The 18,081-nt window shown below is 53.1% G+C and carries 19 protein-coding genes; 3 read left to right on the top strand and 16 right to left on the bottom strand.

From position 1 onward, the window contains the following. Nucleotides 1-45: 45 nt before the first annotated feature. Complete coding sequence (locus tag MHH78_RS10505) at nucleotides 46-927, bottom strand: carbohydrate ABC transporter permease (RefSeq protein ID WP_341167362.1); 882 nt, start codon at nucleotides 925-927, stop codon at nucleotides 46-48. Between the two features lie 21 nt (nucleotides 928-948). Next, nucleotides 949-1,839: a carbohydrate ABC transporter permease gene (locus MHH78_RS10500; protein WP_341167361.1), complete on the bottom strand. Its 891-nt coding sequence runs from the start codon at nucleotides 1,837-1,839 to the stop codon at nucleotides 949-951. A 74-nt stretch (nucleotides 1,840-1,913) separates the two neighbouring features. Between MHH78_RS10500 and MHH78_RS10495 the strand changes: the two genes are divergently transcribed. Then, the gene (locus MHH78_RS10495; protein ID WP_341167360.1) at nucleotides 1,914-2,045 is read left to right on the top strand and encodes a hypothetical protein; all 132 of its coding nucleotides are present in this window, start codon (nucleotides 1,914-1,916) and stop codon (nucleotides 2,043-2,045) included. A 572-nt stretch (nucleotides 2,046-2,617) separates the two neighbouring features. On the opposite strand, the gene MHH78_RS10490 is transcribed toward MHH78_RS10495, so the two are convergent. Next, on the bottom strand, nucleotides 2,618-4,021 hold the full coding sequence (locus tag MHH78_RS10490; RefSeq protein ID WP_341167359.1) for a class I SAM-dependent rRNA methyltransferase: 1,404 nt from the start codon (nucleotides 4,019-4,021) through the stop codon (nucleotides 2,618-2,620). Between the two features lie 100 nt (nucleotides 4,022-4,121). Between MHH78_RS10490 and MHH78_RS10485 the strand changes: the two genes are divergently transcribed. Both MHH78_RS10485 and MHH78_RS10480 read left to right on the top strand, forming a co-directional pair. After that, a complete protein-coding gene (locus MHH78_RS10485) occupies nucleotides 4,122-5,111 on the top strand; it encodes a Na/Pi cotransporter family protein (protein WP_341167358.1) in 990 nt (329 codons plus the stop codon). A 148-nt stretch (nucleotides 5,112-5,259) separates the two neighbouring features. Beyond that, nucleotides 5,260-5,637, top strand: coding sequence for a SpoIIAA family protein (locus tag MHH78_RS10480; RefSeq protein ID WP_036732199.1), 378 nt, complete (start codon nucleotides 5,260-5,262; stop codon nucleotides 5,635-5,637). 121 nt (nucleotides 5,638-5,758) lie between these two features. On the opposite strand, the gene MHH78_RS10475 is transcribed toward MHH78_RS10480, so the two are convergent. The 13 genes from MHH78_RS10475 to MHH78_RS10415 all read right to left on the bottom strand — a co-directional run bounded on the left by MHH78_RS10475 (nucleotide 5,759) and on the right by MHH78_RS10415 (nucleotide 17,784). After that, nucleotides 5,759-5,929, bottom strand: a complete 171-nt coding sequence (locus tag MHH78_RS10475) for a hypothetical protein (RefSeq protein WP_340827524.1) — start codon at nucleotides 5,927-5,929, stop codon at nucleotides 5,759-5,761. A gap of 138 nt (nucleotides 5,930-6,067) precedes the next feature. Then, the gene (locus MHH78_RS10470) at nucleotides 6,068-8,314 is read right to left on the bottom strand and encodes an Ig-like domain-containing protein (protein ID WP_341167357.1); all 2,247 of its coding nucleotides are present in this window, start codon (nucleotides 8,312-8,314) and stop codon (nucleotides 6,068-6,070) included. Between the two features lie 210 nt (nucleotides 8,315-8,524). Next, entirely contained in the window at nucleotides 8,525-9,874 is a 1,350-nt protein-coding gene (gene mtaB, locus MHH78_RS10465; RefSeq protein ID WP_341167356.1) for a tRNA (N(6)-L-threonylcarbamoyladenosine(37)-C(2))-methylthiotransferase MtaB, read from the bottom strand. Between the two features lie 3 nt (nucleotides 9,875-9,877). Next, entirely contained in the window at nucleotides 9,878-10,642 is a 765-nt protein-coding gene (locus MHH78_RS10460; protein WP_076082556.1) for an RsmE family RNA methyltransferase, read from the bottom strand. A gap of 163 nt (nucleotides 10,643-10,805) precedes the next feature. Continuing rightward, complete coding sequence (locus MHH78_RS10455) at nucleotides 10,806-11,489, bottom strand: site-2 protease family protein (RefSeq protein ID WP_076082558.1); 684 nt, start codon at nucleotides 11,487-11,489, stop codon at nucleotides 10,806-10,808. 2 nt (nucleotides 11,490-11,491) lie between these two features. After that, nucleotides 11,492-12,550, bottom strand: a complete 1,059-nt coding sequence (gene prmA / locus MHH78_RS10450) for a 50S ribosomal protein L11 methyltransferase (RefSeq protein WP_341167355.1) — start codon at nucleotides 12,548-12,550, stop codon at nucleotides 11,492-11,494. 82 nt (nucleotides 12,551-12,632) lie between these two features. Continuing rightward, nucleotides 12,633-13,214, bottom strand: a complete 582-nt coding sequence (locus tag MHH78_RS10445) for a DNA-3-methyladenine glycosylase I (protein WP_341167354.1) — start codon at nucleotides 13,212-13,214, stop codon at nucleotides 12,633-12,635. Between the two features lie 111 nt (nucleotides 13,215-13,325). Beyond that, on the bottom strand, nucleotides 13,326-14,990 hold the full coding sequence (locus MHH78_RS10440; protein ID WP_341167353.1) for a DUF4179 domain-containing protein: 1,665 nt from the start codon (nucleotides 14,988-14,990) through the stop codon (nucleotides 13,326-13,328). Next, complete coding sequence (locus MHH78_RS10435; protein WP_445668089.1) at nucleotides 14,950-15,447, bottom strand: RNA polymerase sigma factor; 498 nt, start codon at nucleotides 15,445-15,447, stop codon at nucleotides 14,950-14,952. Before MHH78_RS10435 ends, MHH78_RS10440 begins: the two co-directional genes overlap by 41 nt. A 248-nt stretch (nucleotides 15,448-15,695) precedes the next feature. Next, entirely contained in the window at nucleotides 15,696-16,607 is a 912-nt protein-coding gene (locus MHH78_RS10430; RefSeq protein ID WP_076082579.1) for a methyl-accepting chemotaxis protein, read from the bottom strand. A 110-nt stretch (nucleotides 16,608-16,717) separates the two neighbouring features. Further along, nucleotides 16,718-17,077: a hypothetical protein gene (locus MHH78_RS10425; protein WP_036732217.1), complete on the bottom strand. Its 360-nt coding sequence runs from the start codon at nucleotides 17,075-17,077 to the stop codon at nucleotides 16,718-16,720. 122 nt (nucleotides 17,078-17,199) lie between these two features. Next, nucleotides 17,200-17,379, bottom strand: a complete 180-nt coding sequence (locus MHH78_RS10420; protein ID WP_036732220.1) for a YfhD family protein — start codon at nucleotides 17,377-17,379, stop codon at nucleotides 17,200-17,202. 45 nt (nucleotides 17,380-17,424) lie between these two features. Next, entirely contained in the window at nucleotides 17,425-17,784 is a 360-nt protein-coding gene (locus MHH78_RS10415; protein WP_076082583.1) for a hypothetical protein, read from the bottom strand. Nucleotides 17,785-18,081: the final 297 nt, after the last annotated feature.

Raw genomic sequence — 18,081 nt, 5'->3', positions numbered from 1 at the left:
ACCCATTGTAACAACAGTGCGGGCGGAACACTACTCTTTCCGGGACTACCCTTTGACGGCGCCGAGTGTGACCTGCATGAAGGATTTATTGGCGAACACATAGACCACCAGCAGCGGCAAAATGGACAGGCAAGCGCCGGCCATCATCAGCTGTACCTCTGACGCCGCTCCGATTCCGTAGCGCAGATTCGCCAGCCCGACCGGAAGCGTCTGGAGCTGGGGATTGCTCATCGTGAAGACCAGCGGCAGAATATATTCATTCCAGGACCCCTGGAACGCCCCGAGTCCGGCAACCGCCAGCGCAGGCCGCAGCAGTGGCAAGATGATACGCAGGTAGACAGAGTAGAAGTTGCAGCCATCGATCATCGCCGCTTCGTCCAGGTCGCGCGGAATGCTCTGGAAGAAGCCGATCAAGATGAAATAACAGGTGGCATGGGCGCTGATCAGGATAATAATGACACCCCAGAGCGTCTTGTTCAGGCCGAGCATGACCATCAGGTCAAATTGCGGACGCAGCACCACAGCCCCGATAGAGATGAACAGCGTGGAGGCCATGAGCAGGGAGTATGCTTTTTTGCCGATAAAAGACACCCGGTTTACGGCATAGGCGGACATCGAACCCACCAGCAAAGTGCCGGCAGTGGTGACCACGCTTACAAATATACTGTTCAGCGTATAGCGGGAGAAGTTGGCGTTCTTCCACGCTTCCAGGTAGTTCGAGAAATGCCAGCTTGACGGCCAGATGGTTGCACTGCCGGTCAGCTCCTGGTTCGTCTTGAACGAGCCCAGCACGACCATGATGATCGGGAACAAGGCCAGCAGGGCGGCCGCAATCAGAAAGATCCAGAGCACAGCCTTGCCGAGCAAGCGGGTCAGCAGCGGGGACATGACGGGACGGGTATGGGTATAAGTACGGGTGTTATTCATTCTGCTCTCCTCCTGTCGGTTCTAGTACACATCGTTTAATTTCTTGGAGATCCGGAAGTAGACCAGCGTCACGCCGCCCACAATGACTGCAGTGGTGAAGCCGACTGCGCTGCCATAACCGAGCTGCTGGATGGACTGCGCTTCCGCCGAGACCGGGAATAGGAGCTTGAACAGGTACAGGTACATGACTTCTGTTTTGCCGTACGGCCCGCCTTCGGTCAGCACCATAATACTCTCATAGCCCTTCAGCGAGATGGTGATCGCCAGCATGATAATCATCTGCATCACCGGTCCCAGCAGCGGGATGGTCACATTCTTCAGCTTCTGGAATTCATTCGCCCCGTCCAGCGAGGCCGCTTCGTACAGATCATTCGGAATGCCTTGGAGTCCCGCGAGGAACAACAGCATATAGTTACCGACCGCACCCCAGATAGCAATAATGATCGTGGTCATCATCGCATGGTCGGCGCTGAGCCAGCCAATCGGTTCGCTGATGATCTGGAAGCGGATCAGCAGCTGATTCAAGATCCCGTTATAGGAGTTGAAAATAATGAAGAAGACAATCGCCATCACCGAGGCGCTGAAGATCGTAGGCAGATAATAAATCGCCCGCAGGAAGGAACGCCCCTTCATTTTGCGGTTCAGGATAATCGCCAGCAGCAGCGACATCGGAATCGTCACCACGAGCTTGCCGAGCGCATAGATCCCGGTATTGCCGACAGCGGACCAGAACTGATGGTCGCGCAGCACCCGCCCGAAGTTATCGAGGCCGATAAATACAGGCGTCCCGAACCCCTGATAGTCATAGAACATATACCGCAAGGCCCACAGCAGAGGATAAATTCCGAACACCAGGGTCAGGAACAAGCTGGGAAATACGAAAACGTAGGCATGTATTTTTTTCTGTTTCATAAACGGCCCCCCTTAGAATCTGTACCTTGATTATAGAGGGTGCGCCTACGCTGCCGGGATAGGGAAATCAACTATTGAAAGGGGAGGATGTTACTGAGCTGGGGCGGCGGGGAGAGCCGGAGGGCAAGGCAATGGTGAATGGGGCGGGACTGGAGAGGGCGAGAGACGGGCGGCGCGCGGGGGCGGTACTCCGGCGGGCGGCGTGAGACGGGTACGCCGTTGGCGGGACTCCGGCGAGTTTTGTGTTTTAGGTAGCTTTAGGTGTATTGGGTACAACTAAAAGCAGCCAAATTGGCGTGTTAACAGATTTAACTGTATTCTCTACAACTAAAAATCCGGTTTTCACCGCTTCAGACACTCTAAGCCATTTTTAATTGTACAGAATACAGCTATCACAGCTATTCTGGTTTTGAGCCATCTTTTAACTGTACCAAATACATTTATTTGTATTAGTGCTAACGACCGTTCCCTCCTCACACAGAACATTTGCCACCCCTCCCTTCCCCACTTGCATACTCGTCCCGTAGCCCTCCTCTCTGGACCCATTGTGTTCGGTTTTTCGCTATTCGGTTTCTCGCACACATTCGGCCGGTCGACTTTTGCGGCGTGGGCCAATAGACTACTTTCTTATTCCCCTGCCCAGCCTCACCACGGGGTGTCCACGTATGGTTGATGAAGATAGGACAACTGCTGATTTTGAGTCTAAACCCTATAAAAAAGAGCCTCTATAAAAGAGACTCTTCCCGCAAAACCGGCTGGCCCGCCGGGTCTGAAACTTCTATTTGCTGCGCACCTCAAAGATGGCGAACTTCAGATAATGCCCCTCGTCCACGCCGAGAATCTGCGGATGATCCTTGCCTGCGGCCCGCCATTCGATCAGCCTCAGCACCTTGCCGGCATCCTTAGCCGCCTCCATGATCGTATCGAGGAACAACTGCGGCTGCATGTGGTATGAACAGCTGGCCGTGACCAGATATCCGCCGTCATTCACCAGCTTCATGCCCTGCAGATTGATGTCCTTGTAGCCGCGTACAGCCCCTGCCACTGCACTTTTGGTCTTGGCAAAAGCAGGCGGGTCCAGAATCACGACATCCCACGTGCGTCCGCCCCCGGCGGTCATCGGCTTCGCGGTGTCCGCCTTGGCAGCCGGTTTGCTCCCATTTCTCTCTTCCGCCGCTGCGCCGCCTGTAGCCCGCTCGGTCCGTTCCTCCTGCCCTTTGACCTGATTGCGCAGGAAGGCAAATGCATCATCTACCACGAATTCCACCCGGTCGCTGAACCCGTTGATCTCCACATTGGCCTTTGCGCTCTCGATGGCATGCGCAGACACATCCAGGCAGGTTACCTTCTTGGCACCATACTTGCAGGCATGCAATGTGAAGCTTCCTGTATGCGCAAAGCATTCCAGCACAGTTGCACCATCCCAGTACGGGAAGGTGACAGGCTTGCCGCTTTTGTTGACCGGCAGCATCTGGAGTGAACCATCCTCTGCTGCTACATTCTGCAGTGTAATTCCGCTGCGCCCGCCCCAGCCCTTCATCAGCGGAGCAATCGATGCTCTATTCTCCCGCTGATCGAAGAAGTAGCCAGTCTTCTGCCCCTCTTCAATATCAACAATGACCTTCAGCCCGTTCTCACTTACGGTAATGTGGCGCGGGCATTCGCCGTAGAGCACACCCGTGGTCTGTTCCAGTCCCTCCAGCTCCCGCACACTGACATCGCTGCGCTCGTAGATGCCGCGCGGCGACATCACCTGCACCAGCGCCTCCACAATCTCAGAGCGGTGCTGATCCATAGCCAGTGTCAGCAGCTGCACTACAAGGACTTCACCGAAGCGGTCAATGATCAGCCCCGGCAGAAAATCCGCTTCCCCGTAGACCAGACGGTAAGCGTCCGCCCCCGGCAGGAAGCGTTCCCTGTGCCGCAGACAATCCGAGAACCGCTGTGCAAAAAACGCCGTGTCCATCGCCGCCAGCTTATGCTGCGACAGAATTCTTACCCGGATCTGCGAAGCCGGATTGTAATACCCCGTAGCCAGATACCGCCCCTGATGGGTCAGAACATCCACCAGTCCGCCTGCCTGCGGATCGCCGTCTACAGATGCTACTTCACTGGCGAAGACCCATGGATGGCCCTGCTCCAGTCTTTTTTTACGGTTTCGTTCCAGAATTACTGATGCCAATACCTTCAACTCCCTATTCTTGTTGCCAGATTAATATACATGTCCTATGCCTGGCGTTCATATATTGGTACAACCCCCGTTCAAAAAGGAGCCTGTCCTTATGATCCGTGAACTGTTATTCCCTGTCCTCTACGGTCTTGTCATATTCCTCGCCGGCATGAAGGTGATGGAAGCCTCGTTGTCGCGGCTGGCCGGTCCGCTGCTGAAGCGCAGCCTGCACAAGGCGACCTCCACACCAGCCAAAGGCTTGATAGTAAGCGCCCTGCTGTCGGCGCTGCTACAGAGCAGCACCGCTGTAACGGTGCTGACCATCGGCATGGTCAATGCCGGGCTGCTGACCTATGCCCGCACGCTTGGCATTATTCTCGGCAGCAACATCGGCACCTGCCTGACAACGGAGCTGATCAGCCTGCAGATCAGCACGCTGGCCGCGCCGCTGCTGATCGCGGCGCTCTGTCTGTGGGCCGCCGCCGTGATGACCGGTGAGCTGGCCCCGCAGTCCTGGCGGCTGCTTGAGGCCTGCCGCCGGATCTCGGGACCGCTGCAGTTCATCTGCCTCGCGGTCACCGGCTTCGCGCTTGTCCTGTGGGGCATCGCGGTCATGCAGTCCATCGGCCCCGCCCTGGAAGGCAGCGCCCTGTTCCGCTGGTTCCTCGGGCATGCCGCAACCAGCGCACTCTGGGGGCTGGCCGCCGGGGCCGTGCTGACGGCGATGGTACACAGCAGCGCCGCAGTCATCGGCATGGCGATGGGCCTCGCTGCCAGCGGCGTGATGCCGCCTGCACTTGGCATCGCCATCGTCCTCGGCGCGAATATCGGCACCTGCGTCACTGCCGTCATTGCCGCCATCGGCAGTACGCCTTCCGGCGTATTCGTCGCCTGGTCGCATGTGACGCTGAATATCGGCGGCGCCCTGTTGTTCCTGCCCTTCATAGGGCCGCTGCAATCCCTGTCCGCCTGGATTGGCGGCGGACCTGCCGCCCAGCTCGCCCATGCGCAGACTATTTTTAACGTCGTCTGTTCGCTTGGAATATTGCCGTTATGCTATCTGCCCTTCTGGTCCAAGCTGGAGCAGCGGCTGCAGTCCTGAGTCTTTCAAGAATCGTAACCGCAGTCCTCATTATACTTCAATCCGCCCTGCAGTACTAATCCAAAGCTTTATTGCATAAGGAATTTATCCTTATTGATTTTATAGGGATTTATACGCATAATTGTAACTAAGGGAGATGATTTCAAGGTTGAGTAAACAAAATATCAGCACAACAGTTTCAGGAGATTTAATTGTTACCCATCTAATTGGCAAGATTAACACAGATGATGTGAATGAATGGTTCCATGGATTCGAGCATGCTTGCCAGCAATTCATTTCCGAGAATCGGAAATACAAATTGCTGGTGGACCGAAAAGGATACACGCCAGATCATTTTTCTGTTCAAAAAGCATGGAAAGATAAGTTCTTCAATGAAACCCTATTGAATCACAGCAAGGCAATTGCGTTTCTCCTTGAAGAAGGGGAGATCATGAATTATTTACAACAATCCAACACCAAAAAATCCGTGAATTTTTTTGATAATTATGAACAAGCATTGATTTGGTTGAATGAGTATTCAATATAAAGCCTTACAAATTCCCAGTTCATTGTGAGTCAGCGCTCTGTCATAGTAACAATTTTATAGAATTACAGAAAAGATCCTAAAAAAAGACCCAGGGCCACCGATATTGGCTCCGGGTCTATATTTACATCAGCTTCTTAATCTTATCCAGTGGCAATTCAACGGCCTCGGATACCGCTTCCGGAGAAAATCCATTAAGCAGCAATTTATGGATGAGCTCCGCCTGACCTTCTTCTTTTCCTTCAGCTTTGCCCTCTTCATATCCCCAACGCTTCCAGGCTGGCATCAATTCCATAATGACTTCTCCCTCCTCCCTCCTTATTAATCTTGAGCATTCCGATTCCTCACCATAAACAAAAAAAACCTGCACACCATCCACATGGACGTATGTACAGGTCTTCTTGTTGCCGCTCAAACCTACAGCAGCATTACACTATTTCACACTAACATATACCGAGACTGTTTTAGTCCCCAGTTTTCCTTTAATAGATGCGCTCCCCTTACTCACTGCTGTAATCTGCCCGGCAGCATTCACCTTGGCGACAGCAGGCTTGGAGCTGGTCCAGGCCACGCTTCCTGTGACAATCGCAGTGCGGCCGGTATCATACAGCGCGGTTACCACTACGTTTTTGCCTACGCCTGGTGCAAGACTTAGCCGGTTCTCACTGACCGTAAGCTTCATCAGCTTGGGAACAACCGTTATCTTTACCGTCGCCTGAATGCCCTGGTAAGAACCGGTCAGAGTAGTTGTACCCTCAGCCAATGCTTTGACGGAAGTTCCCTTAATAGTAGCCACAGCCGGGTTCGAAGATTCCCAGTTCATTATCCCCGAGAAGTTGGCAGATTTGCCGTTTGAAAAGTATCCGGTGGCCTTAATGGACTTGGACGCCTTGATGTTCATTTCCAGCGTTGCCGGGTCCACCACCAGCTTCACGACCTTCTGTTCAATCGTTACCGGAACACTGATGGTCTTGTTGGAGTAGGTTCCCTTCAGGGTTGCCGTACCTTTGACCAGTCCCTTGATGGTCTTGGCGGCAGTTGTCTGCTTAAGAACCGCATTGCTGCCGCTCAGCTCCCATTTGATGCTTCCCGACACATCCAGCTCGTCGCCATTCTCCAGCACAGCCTGGACAGCGGGCAGTGGCAGCTCTTCACCAATCACTACTCCCAGAGCAGCATCGGGTCCGATCAGGACAAGCACTTTATTCTGAACCGTTACATTAAACTGAACGCTCTTGGAGCGGATCGTTGCAGCCGAAGCGGAGGTCACTTCGCCAGTCTTGAGCTTCCCGGTCAGGATAGCCGTACCTGCCTTCCCGCCGACAAACTTCCCGTCTTTGATGGACACAATCTCTTCATTCGCAGAGGTCCACTCCATCTCATCGCTGATATCCAGCTTGGTGCCGTCATACTTGGTTCCGGTCACCTTCGGCAGGCTTACTGCATCCGCCGTGTAGATTTCCTGCTCCGTCTTCTCCAGACCCAGCTCCGTCAGGGTTGGATAGACGGTGATCTTGAAGCTTTTGCTGATGCCCAGATAGCTGGCCTTAATGATTGAAGTTCCTACCGCTTTACCCGTAACAGTGGCATAAGCGTTGCTTGCATCCGCCGTATTGGCAGTTACTGTAGCATTCATCAGGTTATCTGAGGTCCAGACGGCGGACGCTGTTTCGTTCGAGGTTGAATTGACGGCATTACGCATTGCTGCAGTTACATTCAGACTCTCCCCCAGGAAAAGCGACTGGTCGCCGGAAGGCGTCAGCAGCAGCGCTTCATAAGGCGCACGCACATAGACATCCACCGACTGGGTGACACCCAGGTAGCTTGCGGTGATGACCGTTTTCCCCACGCCCAGGATGGTAATCTCACCGTCTTTAACAGTAGCTACGCTCTCGCTGGAGCTGCTCCATTCTACCTCATTGCCCAGGGTAATCTCCGGACTTGCCGAAGTGGCTTTGGTCTTGGCGGTCAGCTTGGCTGGATGGTCCCCGACCAGCATTTCCATTTCCTTGACGATGGTGTCATTCTTGTCTTTCAGCACGATAGCGGCATAAGGAAGCTCTACCACCGCTTTGATCGTTTCGGTTAACCCTTTATACTTGGCGGTAATGGTAGCTTTACCTTCACCGACCAGCGTAATCTTGCCTGCAGCAATGGTCAACACGCCCGTATTCGAGCTGCTCCATTCCGCATCCTTCGTGACATCCTTCTCCGCAGTGGCCGACGTTCCGCCGATGGCGGTGGCCGTAACAGACAGCAATTCCTCTTTGTCGCCTAATTTATAGCTGCCCTCTGTGCTGCGGGTCAATTTCAGTTCCTTAAAGGCATGGGTGACCGACACCTCTACAGAGGCTATCGCATTATTGAGAGTTGCTGTAATTACCGCCGTTCCGGAATTCACCGGTGTAAGCTGGCCATTTAATACTGTAACTACTTCTTTCTTGGAAGAGGTCCATGTTGCGGCTGCCGTCACATCCCGTTTGGAAGCGGAGCCCTCTACATTGGCATATAGCTTAATCTGCTTCGGTGACTGGCCCACGGTAAGCTCTACCTTGGCTGAGCTGTCGAATTCAATAGAGATAGTGTCTCCAGCAGCGGCAAAGACGTTTACCGGAAAAGCGGCCACAACGAGCAATATCATAATGAGGAGCGTTTTTGTCATTTTCCTGTACACGGTCATCTGTTCTCTCCTTAGACGGTCTGATTATCGGTGGACTTTTTGCCACTCTCTTCCACTATATCGACAAATCCGGCCCAAGTCTTTACCCCATTTTCAGTATTTCACGATTCCCGGGCAAATTCAGGTCTTTATAACTATAGAATCCGTACTTATGAAAAAAGGATGTCTCCCTGCCAGCAGTGGCCCGGAAGACATCCGTATACGTCTGTTCTAGCGGACGCTTTCGCGCAGTCCAGCTGCCGTCCGGCTAACACTGACAAGCTCGCCGCGGCATTCATTCACACCTGCTTCGGTTACCTTCACCTGGCACAGCTCGCCCTGCAGCGAATCGTCGCCGCCAAACAGCACCTGTAGATAGTTGTCGCTGAAGCCGTGCTGTACGCTGCGTCCCGCCGAGCCCTTGGCCGCCCGCTCCGGAATGACGGACAAAGTCTGTCCCACGAAGCGCTTGGCATAGGCCAGCTGCAACTCTTCAGAGAGATCGATCAGCTCCTGCACACGCGCATTCTTGATCTCCTCATCGACCTGATTGAGCATCCGTGCAGCCGGGGTTCCGGTCCGTTTGGAATACGGGAAGACATGCATCTCCGAATAGTTGACCGCCTTCATGAAATCATAGCCTGCCCGGAACATCTCATCCGTCTCGCCCGGGAAGCCGACGATCACATCAGTTGTGATCCCTACATCCGGCATAGCCTCTCGGATCAGCTGCATTTTGGCGTAGTACTCTTCCGTAGTATACTTCCGGCGCATCGCCTTCAGCACATCGTTATGGCCCGCCTGGAGCGGAATATGCAGATGGCGGCACATCTTGGTGCTGCGGTTCAGCACCTCCAGCAGCTTCTCATCAATCTGGCTCGCTTCAATGGAGCTGATGCGAACACGTTCCAGCCCATCCACTTTATCCAGCTCCCAGAGCAGGTCAGCGAGGCGGTAGTTGTCCAGATCATCCCCGTACCCTCCGGTATGGATGCCGGTCAGCACGAATTCCTTGTATCCGGCCTCCACCAGCTGATGCGCCTGGGCGACAATCGATTTCGGATCACGGCTGCGCGACAGACCGCGCGACCAGGGAATGATGCAGAAGGTGCAGAAGTTGTTGCAGCCGTCCTGAATCTTCATGAATGCCCGCGTCCGGTCAGCGAACCCGGGCACATCCATCTCCTCGAACTCACGTGTCTTCATAATGTTGCGGACCGCATTCACCGGCTGGCGCGACTCCTGAATATTCTTCACATGCGTCATAATCTGTTCACGGTCCTGGTTGCCGATCACCAGATCGACTCCGGGAATATCGAGAATCTCTCCAGGTGAGGTCTGCGCGTAGCAGCCGGTAACCGCTACGATGGCGTCAGGATTGCGGCGGACCGCCCGGCGGATCATCTGCCGGCTTTTTTTGTCGCCCGTATTGGTCACTGTACAGGTGTTAATCAGATAGACATCGGCGGAACCCTCGAAATCTACCTGCTCGTATCCATCATTCTTAAAGAGCTGCCAGATGGCCTCGGTATCATAGAAATTGACTTTGCAGCCCAGTGTATAAAAAGCTACAGATGGCATGGTTTAAGCTCCTCCCATTTCTCCGGATTCATATAAAATGCAGGCGGCGGCAACCATGCCTGCGGTTTCACAGCGCAAAATACGCGGCCCCAGCCCGACAGAGACGGCTCCGGCCTCCTCAGCCAGTCGGCATTCCTCCGTACTGAAGCCGCCCTCCGGCCCTACAACAATCATTACTTTAGCCGCAGCCTCCTGTGGAAGCGATGCCAGCCATGGCGCGGCTGCGCTGCGGAGCTGGAGTCCCTCTTCCTTCTCATAGCAGAAATAGACGGCATCATAGCCGTTGAAGCTCTGGAGCAGCTGCTTCCAGCTGAGCGGCGAATGCACCTGCGGAACAATATTCCGGTGCGCCTGTTCGGCAGCCTCCTTACAGATTTTGCGCCAACGCTCTAGCCGCTTACTCTCCTTGCGCTCATCGTACTGCACAATCGTCCGCTCTGAGAGGAACGGCGTGAAGGCTACAGCCCCGATCTCCGTGCATTTCTGAATGACTGTCTCCAGCTTGTCCCCTTTGGGCAGGCTCTGGGCGACAGTAATCTGAATGCGCGCTTCATGAGTCATAGCCAAAGGCTCCAGTATGTTCACGGTGACGAGGCCAATCTCTATGTCAGCAATCTCGGCCAACGCCTCGCGGGCCACGCCGTCGCTGACGATCAGCTTGTCCCCGGCCTTGCCGCGCATGACCTTGGCGATATGGCGGGCGTCTTCACCGTCAATGCTAACCTTGTCTTGTCCGAACTGTGCCGGAGTTACGAAATAACGCTGCATCTCTCAACCTCATTCTGTCCGTTATTCAGCGTAAAAGCGGCGTAGTCCCCGCCAAATCAGGTCCCGGCCGCCGCTTCACACGTATCATTCATCTACTTAATAATCATATTATATTCTACAACGTTTGCCATGCACTGAACAGCCCCCGTCCTTACTGACGTTCTCAGACCCCGAACATCCTTAGGAACAGCTGGAAGAAATCATTACCCGTACGTGTCGCCCAGTAGCTAAGCGGTTCTATCGTATAGGCGCGCAGACCCGGAATGAAGATGATCAACAGGAAAAGGAAAACCGTATACTGCTCATACTGCTGAAGTCTTCCACGGATCGGACGCGGTGCGATATCCTCTACGATCCGGTAACCGTCCAGCGGCGGCAGCGGAATCAGGTTAAATACGAAGAGGAAGAAGTTGAAGTGAATGAACATCCCGAAGAACCAGATCAGCGCCCGGAGCACCTGCTCGTTCTTAATCGAATCCATCGTGCCCGTTCCCACAAGAATCGCATAGATCAGCGCACCCAGAATACCGAGCAGCAGATTGCTGATTGGCCCGGCGGCCGATACGATGACACCCATCAGGCGGGGACGGCGGAAGTTATCCCGGTTCACGGGAACCGGACGCGCCCATCCGAAGCCCGCAATCAGCAGCAGAATGATGCCGAAGAGGTCAAAGTGCACCGCCGGATTCAAGGTCATACGGCCCAGCAGGCGTGCTGTAGGGTCCCCGAATTTATTGGCAAAATAGGCGTGGGCGAATTCATGCACCGTAAACGCAATAACAATCGTAATCAGAAAAAACGGAAGCTGCTGCAAAGGATATACTAAAAATTGATCCAGGGAACCCATGTCTACCTCTTTCCGGCTGTGAACGCCACCCAATCTTCTTCGCGGGTTACTTCTAAAATCTCGAAACCGGAGGACTTCAGCGCTTCCGCGACCAGCCCTTCCTTATCCTTATAAATCCCCGAGGTAATATAGATCCCCTCTGGCTGAAGTGCACGGTAGACATCGTCCGTGAACAGTACAATAATCTCGGCCAGAATATTCGCCACGACCACCCGGACCGGCAGAGTCACTCCCAGCCCGTCTGCCGCCGGGGCAACACCAGGAACGGCCTCTTGGTCAGCCGTATTGCTTGGCCGGGCTGAAGGCCACATCTCTCCGGCTGCGGTATCCGCCGCCCCCTCACCGCCCAGCAGCGAGAGCAGATCGCTCTCCTTCACGGTGATCGCTGACTCCAGCCGGTTTAGTGCCACATTCTCGCGGGCACTCTCCACGGCGACCGGGTCCAGATCCAGCGCCAGGACAGAGGCGGCACCGAGCAGCATCGCTCCGACAGCAAGGATACCGGAGCCCGTACCTACATCGATGACCTCGTCACCGCTGACAATATGCTTCTCAAGAGCGCGAAGGCACAGCGCCGTTGTCGGATGCGTCCCGGTTCCGAAGGCCATGCCGGGGTCGATCTCAATAATTTTTTCATCCGCAGAGGCCGGGGTATATTCTTCCCATGTCGGCTTAATGGTCAGCCGCTCCGAGACGCGCAGCGGCTTGAAGTACTGCTTCCAGGCATGGGCCCAATCCTCCTCATCCACTGTCTTCCAGGAGATCTGTGCCAGCCCGGGGTCGATGCCGAACTCTCTCAGCTCTTCCACCCTTGGCGTCACCTCGGACACAACCGCGTCCATGTCCACCGATTCCGCATAATATCCTTTAATGACCGCTTCCCCTTCGGGGATGTCATTAAGTGGTTCATCGTATAATTCACCGTAACGTGTATCCCGGTTTTTATTCAGCGTCCCGGATTCTTCAATAGAGACTCCGCCCGCTCCGGCCTCAACCAGCAGATTGGATATCATCTCCTGTGCTTCCTCGGTTGTATGTACCGTCAATTCTTGCCATAGCATGGTAATGAATCCTCCTAAAAGTTTTGCAGCATAGTTTCTAGGTTAGTATAGCATTTCTTACCCGTTCAGCGCCAAACTGCGTTCAACTCTCTACGGCAGACGAGGTGCTGCGGCAAAAACAATCCAGCGCATGGTCATCTACCATCCCGGCAGCCTGCATAAATGCATAGCAGATCGTCGAGCCGACGAACTTCATGCCTTTGCGCTTGAGCGCCTTGCTCATCAGATCGGACTGTAGGGTCGTCGCGGGAACCTCGGCTCTGTTCTTCCAGTGATTCACCACCGGCGTCCCGCCGACAAAGCTCCACAGATAACCGGCAAAGCCACCCTCTTCCTCCCGGCAGATCTGCTGGTACACCTGTGCATTGGTAATCACTCCCTTAATCTTCAGACGGTTGCGCACAATCCCCACATTTTGCATCAGCTCTTCGACCTTGTCCTCCCCATACAGCACGATCTTCTCCGGATCAAAGCCGTCAAAAGCCTCGCGGAAGCCCTCCCGTTTCTTCAGCACCGTATACCAGCTCAGTCCGGCCTGCATACCCTCCAGCATCAGCAGCTCGAACAGCTTCAGGTCATCAACCAGCGGCTTACCCCATTCTTCATCATGATAAGCTATATATACCGGGTCCGAGTTTACCCAGTCGCAGCGCTTAATTTCCATAGTTAATCTCTCCTTTGTCTTATAATTCTGGCAGCTATTCATAGCCATATCTTCTAACTGTATACGAAAAAAAGAGAAGAACACAAGGTTCTTCCCGTTAAAATAATGTTACTATTGTCCTTGCAGCTGTACCCGCGTCTCTTTGTCCGGCTCATTTGTAGTGTAATAGAACATGTATATTGAAGCATCTGTGCCTTTGAAATCCTTGTACTTATTAATACTATGGTTCTTTCCTTCTCCTCTGAAATTCGTGGTTAAAATGCTGCTGATGAGCCGGTCTTTGCCCTTACCGATGTAGGTCTGATTCACACCGCCAAAATTCGGATCATCACTCTTTGTCTCCACATAGAGGTCTGCCCCCTGCATATAATAGGTCCACTGTACCGGGTAACCGCCGGTTTGCCGGATCAGCGTCTGCTTCTCGCTGGAGATGTTCTTTAATTCAAGCGGCGCCTTGTCATCATCATGCACGGTTACTTTATATTTCCCCACAAGCGTCATTGGTGTGTCTTTGGTAATCTCAAGATTTGCCGGCCGCTCGAAGCGCAGCGTTATCAGCTTACGGTCCTTAGAGCCCGTATACCATAATCCGCCATCCAGCTTCTGACCATTCACCTCGAGAGTATAATTAATATACGGCAAATCAGGGAACGGCTCTGTATTACTCCGCACAGCCACTCGGATCTGGGTCGGCGTTACCACCATCTGCTCAATCGTATTCAACGAGTCTCCAGCCTCCAGCGGCAGATCCAGGGCTGTCTTCATCGTCGCACCAGCCATTTGCTTCTTGCTCAGCTCGAAATCGAAGGTCCATGGACCATCAATATTGCGTTCAAGCTTGGTGTAACTGAGTTTATACGTGGTCTCATCCTTCGGCACATCAGCAGGCTTGTAGTACTCAAGGGAAGTATATTCTCCGTTATCTCCCGGCTTGCCCATTACGCCTGCCTGAGAGTTCTTGACTTGCTGTCCGCCCCGGTAAGCAATAATTTGCGGGGATGCCAGCTTTCTAGCTTCAGGATCGGAAAAAATAGTATCCGTGGACAGCATCAGGCGCTCATTCCCTTCCTTAAAGGGCTGTACACCGAAGGACTCCAGTCCATCCTGGTTGACCGGGAAGCTTTGCCACTCCGGTGAGTCTGTATCCAGCTTCAAGTCTACCTCCTGCTGGGAGTAGGACTGAATCCCTTTTGCAGTCAGACTTACTTTGACCGTATCCTGGTCCGGACTCCAGTCTGTCTCGAAATAGCCGTTGTACCGCTTGGTTTTCTCGTCCCACTGCTGGTAGTTGGATTCCATGTCATTGCCGTTTCCTTTGGCATCCTTAAGAGACATTCCGTTCACGTTCCAGTATCCGTTGCCCTTATCTCCCCCGACATCCAGGCTATACAGAATCACCGTCCGGTTCTCATCGGTGAGCGCCGTATGTAGCGTCAGGGTGACTCCATCCTTGGTGATCGTCTGGCCCAGCGGCTGGCCCAGGTTCTGTGACAGCGCCGCCTCCACTCCGCTCCGGTGGTTCAGCAGGCTGCCCCAATCATATTGCACGGCGGCATACACAGGAACGGCCATTAGCACTACACTGAATGAGGCTGCTACAGTGACCTTGCGCCAGTTGCGGTGGCGGACGCGGCTCCCTGCTCCGGCATGGCTGCTTCCCTTGGAAGAAACATATCCGGCCTGCTCAATCCGGCCCCACATCTGCTCGAAATCCGGATAGATCATCTCCTGATCCTCATTTAAGCGACGCTTTAACTGCACTTCGGTTCTGTCCATATTCTTCGTCCTCCTTCGTGATCGGCTCAATACCTTTTTCTTCCAGAATATTCCTCATCATGCGCAGCCCCTTATGCTGTCTGGACTTCACAGTTCCCAGCGGGATATCCAGCATCTTGCGGATTTCCTCCAGACTGAAATCATGCATATACCGCAGCGTCAGCACCGCCCTGATCTTCGCCGGGAGCCGGGACATGTATCCCGCCCACTCCAGCTTCGTCTCCTTCTGCTCCACCAGCTTGTCAACCGGCGGCTGCGGATTCTCCCTGAACATATGAAGGTGGTCTGCCAGCTTCTGCTGCAGGCTGTTCCTGCGCTTCAGGTGGTTCAGGCAGGTGTTGACGGTGATTTTCATAATCCAGGCCTTCAGATATTCAATGCCCTGCCACTCGCTGCGGAAGAGAGTGATGAATACCTCCTGACACAGATCCTCAGCATCGGCAGCATCGTGTACCATATAGTAGCAGGTACGATATACCTCCTTGCTGTAGGTTTGGAATAATTCCCTGTTGCCCACTTGAGCATGCCCTCCTTTCTTGTTTGAATTACCTTTATAACAACCCCGGGCTTCAAAAGGTTCATTTTCAGCAGCATATCCAGCTATATGTACTAAAAAAGCAGCATGTCCACCTGAAAAGTACAGGCTGCATACTGCTTACAATAGATTGTCCGGGAATAACTGCTCAACTTCAGAGCAAGCACAGCTTAGATAATATTCATGACCTCTCGCGCCTGGTTGTCCAGTTCCTGTGCAGAGGTAGCGATCAGCGTGAATTCATCCAGCGCTACTTGAATCTGCTGCTGGCTGAGCTGTACATTATCCTGCACCTGGTTCAGTCCCGTGGATATTCTGCCGACCTCTTCCGTAATGGCCTGGACACTGTCCCGGACTTCGGTAATCTGATCCTGCACCATCGCAGACAGCTTTCTTACCTCCTTGGCCACCACATCGAATCCCCGGCCGAATTCTCCGGCATGTGCAGCCTCAATCGCTGCATTCAGGGCAAGCAGATGAGTCTGGGAAGCAATATCACGGATGGTCTGCACTACGCCGCGGATCGCCGCAGCCTGCTTTTGCAGACTTAGCAGTGTTTCGGTATTCTCGGTCGACACCTCGGCAATCCTGTCAATACTCAGCAGCAGCTCCTGACTCCGCTCAATTCCTTTGTCCGCACGCTGATTAAGGCTATCCGCCATGCCCTGCATTAGCTCCACGACATGGCTCATGTTGTTTTGTCTCTCCGTAATGTTAGTGGCCACCTTGGATACGCCGATAACATGGGTATTTGTCTCATCAAACACCGGCATATATGTAGCTTCCAGCCAGACCGAATTCCCCTCTGCGTCCATCCGTTCAATTTTGTCCTGGAAGCTCCGGCCAGCCATTAAATTCTGCCAGAACAACTCATAATCGGGACTGTTCACGAATGAGGGGAAGCACAGCTGGCTGTGCTGCATGCCGTACATGTCCTCCGCTTTGTATTTCACTGACTGGGCAAAGATCTCATTGACATAGGCGACACGCCGATCCAGATCAAAACGGATCATGGCAAGGTTTTTTTCCAAGGCTTTGACAACCAGTTCGTCTGTAACTGCTTGGTCTGCTAGATTTTCCATGTTGACTGCTCCCTATACATCTCAATTTTTAACTGATATGCGGACGACTCTCGCTTATTTCACTTTACTCTTATTAACGGCTGTTTCGGCTTTTAAAATGATAAGATTTTTTAATTCCCTATCTTAATTCCCCACACGCTGTCCTTCCGGTAGGCAGCCGCTTCCTGCAGCTCTGGAAGTCTCGTATCCTGCGGATAATGCCGCTCCAGATACTGGACGAAGGCCTGGCGCAGGCCGATCTCCTTATCCAGCTTGTTGAATTCATTGGGGTGCTTTTCCATTTCGGAGATGGAAGCTTCCCAGCCTCCCAGATCTGACGTCTCCGACTGTTCTGCTCGAACCTTTTCAGCAAGCATTCTTAGCTCCCGGTAAGCTCGTTTCACTTTCGAGGAATAGACCTGCTTCTGGTTCATGAAGGTCAACAGCGCTACCAGCAGCGCCAGCCCTACCCACATTATCACTGTATTCACTTATGTATCCTCCCGGCCTCGCATATCACTCCATTATACACGCCAAAACACAAAAATACCCCACTTACGCAGGGTATCCGTAGCAGCAATTCGTCTGCTCATCTCTTCTTGACTTCACCGAATTATTCTTTCTTCATAATCTCTCCCAGCTGCCGCTTATCAGCCTCACGGGAACGGTCCATGGCCTCTATATCATCCTGATCTGCTTCAGCTGCTGAGAATTCAACATCCTCGGCCTTCGCCTCATAGAGCATTTTCATTTTTTCGGTTTTGGAAAAGATCTTCGAGTTCTCTCTGTCCATAGCTTGCCATCAGCCTCCAATGTACTTAATCTGGTTGTCTTAGCTTCAAATCATTCCGCCGGCTTCCTCAATCAGTGACATCGCCTGACCATGAATAGCTGCATCTACAATAACCGTCAGCAGAATATTTCTGCCTGTAGGCCCGCCATCCCCGCCATGGCTCATTCCGCTCCCGCTCGTATGCGCCGCAGCTAATATGCCCGTATGGTCACTGACGGCCGTCATCGAATCCATGCTCGCCAAATTGCCGGTCACCGGATTCACTCCCGGCTCCTGCCCGCTTCCCCCAAACCTGCTGAACCGGTCAATGGAAATCTCCTCAGCACGCAGTGCCTGCAGCTTACGGGAGACCCCTTCCGCTTCCTCCGGGGTTTTGAAGTAGGCCAGTATACTTTTTTCAGACATGGGAATTCCCCGCTTTCTGCCTGGTGTCCATAACGTACAAGCTTACTTGGCTATTTTGGATTTTTGAACGGGAATTTATACATTTAGGGTTGGCTGTGACTCCAGCGAAATTTTGGACTTTCACCCGCTGTTGTCCGTAGATTTCATTATCCAGAAGCCACACTTCTAAATTTCAGCCCTGTTTTTCCAACCAACATTCATGTCAGTATTCATGACGAAAATTGTTTTTTTCTCTGTTATTTTGTATTTTTTTGTCTTTTAATTTCTTCATAGTAGTTTTATAAGTCTATTTGTGTC

It is taken from the genome of Paenibacillus sp. FSL H3-0333 (assembly GCF_038002805.1).
Lineage (GTDB): Bacteria > Bacillota > Bacilli > Paenibacillales > Paenibacillaceae > Paenibacillus_AQ > Paenibacillus_AQ silagei.
The sequence above is the reverse complement of the archived record's forward strand: the minus strand, read 5'-3'. Positions and strand labels throughout refer to the sequence as shown.

Coding starts and splice junctions, on each gene's coding strand:
- MHH78_RS10505 (WP_341167362.1), bottom strand. CDS start 927: ATGAATAACACCCGTACTTATACCCATACCCGTCCCGTCATGTCCCCG.
- MHH78_RS10500 (WP_341167361.1), bottom strand. CDS start 1,839: ATGAAACAGAAAAAAATACATGCCTACGTTTTCGTATTTCCCAGCTTG.
- MHH78_RS10485 (WP_341167358.1), top strand. CDS start 4,122: ATGATCCGTGAACTGTTATTCCCTGTCCTCTACGGTCTTGTCATATTC.
- MHH78_RS10475 (WP_340827524.1), bottom strand. CDS start 5,929: ATGGAATTGATGCCAGCCTGGAAGCGTTGGGGATATGAAGAGGGCAAA.
- MHH78_RS10470 (WP_341167357.1), bottom strand. CDS start 8,314: ATGACCGTGTACAGGAAAATGACAAAAACGCTCCTCATTATGATATTG.
- mtaB (WP_341167356.1), bottom strand. CDS start 9,874: ATGCCATCTGTAGCTTTTTATACACTGGGCTGCAAAGTCAATTTCTAT.
- MHH78_RS10460 (WP_076082556.1), bottom strand. CDS start 10,642: ATGCAGCGTTATTTCGTAACTCCGGCACAGTTCGGACAAGACAAGGTT.
- MHH78_RS10455 (WP_076082558.1), bottom strand. CDS start 11,489: ATGGGTTCCCTGGATCAATTTTTAGTATATCCTTTGCAGCAGCTTCCG.
- prmA (WP_341167355.1), bottom strand. CDS start 12,550: ATGCTATGGCAAGAATTGACGGTACATACAACCGAGGAAGCACAGGAG.
- MHH78_RS10445 (WP_341167354.1), bottom strand. CDS start 13,214: ATGGAAATTAAGCGCTGCGACTGGGTAAACTCGGACCCGGTATATATA.
- MHH78_RS10440 (WP_341167353.1), bottom strand. CDS start 14,990: ATGGACAGAACCGAAGTGCAGTTAAAGCGTCGCTTAAATGAGGATCAG.
- MHH78_RS10435 (WP_445668089.1), bottom strand. CDS start 15,447: ATGGTACACGATGCTGCCGATGCTGAGGATCTGTGTCAGGAGGTATTC.
- MHH78_RS10430 (WP_076082579.1), bottom strand. CDS start 16,607: ATGGAAAATCTAGCAGACCAAGCAGTTACAGACGAACTGGTTGTCAAA.
- MHH78_RS10420 (WP_036732220.1), bottom strand. CDS start 17,379: ATGGACAGAGAGAACTCGAAGATCTTTTCCAAAACCGAAAAAATGAAA.
- MHH78_RS10415 (WP_076082583.1), bottom strand. CDS start 17,784: ATGTCTGAAAAAAGTATACTGGCCTACTTCAAAACCCCGGAGGAAGCG.